Source organism: Falsiroseomonas oryziterrae, from assembly GCF_021864505.1.
GTDB classification, from domain to species: Bacteria; Pseudomonadota; Alphaproteobacteria; order Acetobacterales; family Acetobacteraceae; genus Falsiroseomonas; species Falsiroseomonas oryziterrae.
Genome location: NZ_JAKJIB010000325.1, coordinates 1 through 4,591 on the forward strand (window position 1 = coordinate 1; position 4,591 = coordinate 4,591).

2 protein-coding genes are annotated in these 4,591 nt (G+C 70.8%); both read right to left on the reverse strand.

Features of this window, described 5'->3' with window-relative positions; genetic code table 11:
• Positions 1–149 precede the first annotated feature (149 nt).
• Positions 150–1,997 (reverse strand): DUF5801 repeats-in-toxin domain-containing protein, encoded by a 1,848-nt coding sequence (locus tag L2I40_RS19300; RefSeq protein WP_237216811.1) that lies wholly within the window; start codon positions 1,995–1,997, stop codon positions 150–152.
• Positions 1,998–2,685: 688 nt separating this feature from the next.
• The coding region (locus L2I40_RS19305; protein WP_237216812.1) for a putative bifunctional diguanylate cyclase/phosphodiesterase at positions 2,686–4,591 on the reverse strand (1,906 nt) is incomplete at its 5' end.

The following is a 4,591-nucleotide window of genomic DNA, read 5'->3' on the forward strand; positions in this document are numbered from 1 at the left end:
ACGAGCCCCATGCCGCCCGAGCCGGCGCCCCCCCCGGGAAACCTGCCGCCGCCGGAGCCTCGACTGGATCCTGATCGCGAGCGGCGCCGGTGTCCCGGTCGCCCCGGGCCGGGGCGAGCCCGCTCCGAGGAGCGGGCTCGCGACGCCTGTCAGAGAACCGTGTCGCTGGCCAGATTCACCGAGAAGGTGGCCGTGGCCCAGTCGCCGTCGCCATCGTAGAGCTCGGCGGTCAGATTGACCTGGAGCGGGGCGGGGCTGAACGTCTCCTCGATCGCCCACTGGATCACCGGGATCTTCACGGTGCCGTTGCCCATGGTGAGCTGGATCGCGTCGATCCGCAGGTCGCCGGCATCGATGTCGAAGTACTTCCCGCCCACCGCAGCCTTTGGAACGGTGGGATCACTGCGCAAGGCGTCCTGGAGCATGGTCGCCGTCACCAGCTGGTCCGCCAAGACGGTCCCGTTAGTGAAGAACACGGTGTAGTAGAGTTCCTCGCCCGACGCCGGCGTGTAGCCGCCGACCGAGTTGTCGATGAAGACTCGCACTCGGTCCGCGACCTCCTCCGGGTTGAACACGAAGCTCTCGTCGCCCGCCTGGATACCGGCACCAACGCCATCGAGGTTGTTGTTGTTGATGCCGATCCCGGCCGTCGAGACGTTCATCTGCGTGTTGCTGTTGATGAGCGAAGAGATCTGGTTCGTCGGGAACAGGAAGGCCTGGATCTGGTCCTCGGTCAGGTCAGTGGCGCCGGATACGATCAGATCGAGGAGGTCGTTCGGGTAGTCGTTCGGGGGAGTCCCGGGCGCGACACTCGACTTCGGCGCGTTCGCGACCACCCCGAAGAACACCACGTCGTCGGCTCCCACCTCGCTGCCGCCGAAAAGCAGCGTCCGCATCGGGTCGGGGCCGCCGGCCCGGAGCTGGCCCTGCGAGCAGTACCGCAGAATCACCGTGGTGGGCGTGTTCGAGAGAGCGAAAGTGTAGCTCTCCGGATCGTCCGGATCGAAGGTCAGGGTGAAGTTCGCAGTCTGCGGGTTGGTCAGCCCGTCATTGGGTGTGAAGTCGGCCGTGATGGACCCGGGGAAGACGTAGTTGCCGTTCGCGTCCTTCGTGGTCGCCGTGCCGAGCGACGTGCTGGCTGTGACTAGGCTTCCGTCGCCGATCTTGTAGCTGTTCAGAGTGAGGCTCAGGGACGCGAAGGTGTCGCTGCCCGGGTCGTGATCCCAGGCGCCCTGGGCGCCCGCGGCGAAGGTCCCGCTGGCGTTCTCGACGCTGATCGCCGGCCCGTCGTCCTCGAAGCCGATCCGGCTGCCGAGTTCGATCTTGTGCGAGGCGGTGTCGGTGTCGCCGTCGGTCAGGGTCGCCTGCAGCTCGACCAGCCCGGACGCCATGCTCTTCGAGCCGTCGTGGTTGTTGCCGTCGGCGCCGTGGTTGAGCGCGCGGTACTGCGTGGTGGTCACCGCCCCGCTCGAACTGTCGACCGCGATGGTGAACACCAGGAGGTTGCTGGTCGCGGTGCGGCCCTCGACCACGCCGCCGGCGGTCTGCGAGAGCACCACCGCTTGGCCGCTCGCCGTGTCGATCAGCCCGGTCGCGCCGCTGTTCAGCACCAGCGCGTAGACCTTGCTGGCCTGGCCGTCGGTGCCGGCATCGGCGGCCTCGGAGAACAGCGTCGCCGCCGCCGTCACCGCGTAGCCGATCGCCCCGGCCGGCGCCCCGGCGGTGGTCTCGTCGTTGTTCGCCGCATTGCCCGGCTCGTCCTTGGTCGAGCCGGTCGTGCCGAGCGACTCGTCCACCGCGATCATCGCCGCCGTCGGCGTCAGCAGGATCGCCGGGCCGTCGTCATGGATGAAGACGCTGTCGCCCAGGTTCTTCGTGTCGCCGATCGCCTCGGTCAGGTCGACGCGGCCGATGTCGAAGGGGGTCGAGCCGCTGTTCGCGCTGACCTGCAACCGGTTGAAGGTCTCGACGCCGTCCGCGGTGACGAACACCTGCATGTTGGCGGCAAGGCCCGAGATGCTGGCCTCGTGCCCGGTGATCGTGACCGTGATCCCGTTCTGGGTGGTGCCGTTGCTCGCCGTGCCGTCGGTCCAGGTCCGGGCGGCGCGGCCTTCGGGGTCGAATTCTCATCCGTCATCGGGTTGCCCCTGCTGAGGGCGACTGTGGGCCGCCGTCTGCAGGGTGGTTGCCGAGGACGCTCGGCCAGGCATCGGGATCGCGCCCGATGCCGGCGCGGCCTCAACTCAGTCGGATGGTTTCAGTCGGCCGCCGCGTGATCCCATCGGATCCTCCGCACGCCCACGCTCTCGTCGCCACCACAGGAGAAGCCCGCCAGAGGCAGGGCGCCGCGGGGGGGGGCGGCGTAGCTTCCGGGTCAATGACTCCGTTGCCGCCGTCATCGGCGGCGTTGCATCAGACCACCGAGGCTTATTCGAATCCAGCACACCACGCGCTTGCGGAATGCACCTTCGAATCTCCAAACGGAGACATTGCGCAAGAATGCTATCAGCCGCAGATTGACGACGGCACAGGGCCGGTTGAGGAGCGTCCGCCGCGCCGCCCGTCACTACAACCGGCGATACGTCGCTCACGCTCCGTCGCATCTTTTCGGCGCACCATCACGCCCCTGCGCGCAGGCCGTATGGCGGTCGTTTCAATCGCTTGTGACCGTTCCGCCATCCACCGCTACGACGCGCGCGCCTCGGACGGCGTCTCCACCGGGCAATCCACAAGGCGAAGGTCGTTCGCCACCGGCGCCGCGGCGCCGAGGCACTGCAGCAGCGCCGGCACGCTCTCTGCCGGCACCGCGGCCGCGAAGAGCGGCCCCTGCGCCTGCGCACAGCGCTCGGCGGCGAGCAGCGCCAACTGCTCCTCCGTCTCGACGCCCTGCGCGGTGGCCGGAATCCCGTGCTGGCGCGCGAGCGCCATCAGCGCACGCATAATGCCGAACCCGTGGTTGCGGCCGCCCAGCTCACGCACGAGGGCGCGGGTCAGCCGCACGCGGTCGAAGGGGAAGGCGCGCAGCGACCAGGGTGAGGCGTCGGAGGCGCCGAACTCGTCGAGCGTCACGCGCAGCCCGAGCCCGCGCAGCCGGTGCAGCGTGTCGAGGACGAGATGCGGCGCCTGGCGCAGCTCGGGCTCGGCGACCAGGATCTCGAGCCGCTGCGGCGCGATGCCGACCTCCGCCAGCATCGAGTCCAACCGCTCGACGAGACCGGGTTCGAGCAGCTGCGCGACGGAGAAGCCGATCCCGACGCGCAGCGTGTCGGGCCATGCGGCGAGCGCCGCGACGGCGCGGCGCGGCAGCATGCGGCCGAGCGGCGCCGCGAGCCCGAGATCGGCGGCGAGCGCGGCCAGGATATCGTGCGGCACCAGCCCGTGGACGGAGTGCTGCCAGCGAAGCTGCGCCTCCACGCCCACGACGCGGCGCGACACGACGTCGAGCACCGGCTCGCATCGCAGCTCGAAGGCGCGACCCGAGCCTTCCGTCAGCGCGAGGCGCAGCTCGAGCTCCAGCAGCCGCCGCGCGCCGGCCTGTGCGGTCATCTCGGGGGCGTAGAAGGCGTGGCCGCCGCGGCTGCCGCCCTTGGCGCGGCGCATGGCAAGCGCGGCACGCGTCAGCAGCTCGTCCGCGCTGCGACCCTGCGCGGGGAACATGGCGATGCCGATAGAAGCACCTGTGACCACGCGGTAGCCCTCGACCTCGAATGGCTTGCCCAGCGCGGCGACGATGCGCTCCGCCAGGCCTGCGGCGTCGAGGCCGGGATCGCCGGCGACGCCCGACGTCGTCGCGCGCAGCACGACGGCGAACTCGTCGGCGCCGAGCCGGACGACGTCGCCGCCTCGGCCGCGGCGCACGGTATCCTCGATCCGACGCGCTGCGCCGCGAAGCAAGGCGTCGCCCACCGCCTGGCCCAGCGCTTCATTGACGCTGCGGAAGCGGTCGAGGTTGACGTGCAGCAGCGCGGCTGCGGCGCCGCTCGTCTCCGCCGCCGCGAGCAGCCCGGCGAGATGCTCGCGCAGCCAGGCGAGGTTCCGCAGGCCGGTCAGCGCATCGGTGTGCGCCAGCCGTGCCAGCCTGCGCTCCATGGCCTCCTGCGCCGTCGCATCCTCGAAGGTAGCAAGCCAGCCGCCGTCCTGCAGCGGGCGGTGCACCACCATGACGCGCCGCGTGCGGCCCAACTCGTGCAGGAAGGCCGCCGGCTCGCGGCGGATGACGAGCGGCACCAGCCGCTCCAGCGCATGCGCGGCGCCGAGGCGCTGCGCGCCGCGCGCGGCCGCGATCAGCTCGGGCAGTGTGACGCCCGGGCGCAGCGATTCGAGCGGCAGGCCAACGATCTCCGCGCAGCGCGAATTCGCGAGTGTCAGCCGCGCATGGCGGCCGAAGGTCACGAAGCCCTGCGACATGCTCTCCACGGTCGCCAGCACGGCAGCCTGCTGCGCGGCCAGCTCGCGCTGGTGGCGGCGCTCCTGTTCGAAGGCCTCGCTTTCCAGCCGGGCGACATAGAGCGACGTCGCGCGCCGGTCCGCGCCATGCGCCGCCGCGTCGCGCGCGCGACGCAGCGCCGCCGCGGTGACGGCGCCGGCCAGG

Excerpts from the sequence above, each read along its gene's own strand:
- L2I40_RS19300 (WP_237216811.1), bottom strand. The coding sequence starts at position 1,997 with ATGCAGGTGTTCGTCACCGCGGACGGCGTCGAGACCTTCAACCGGTTG.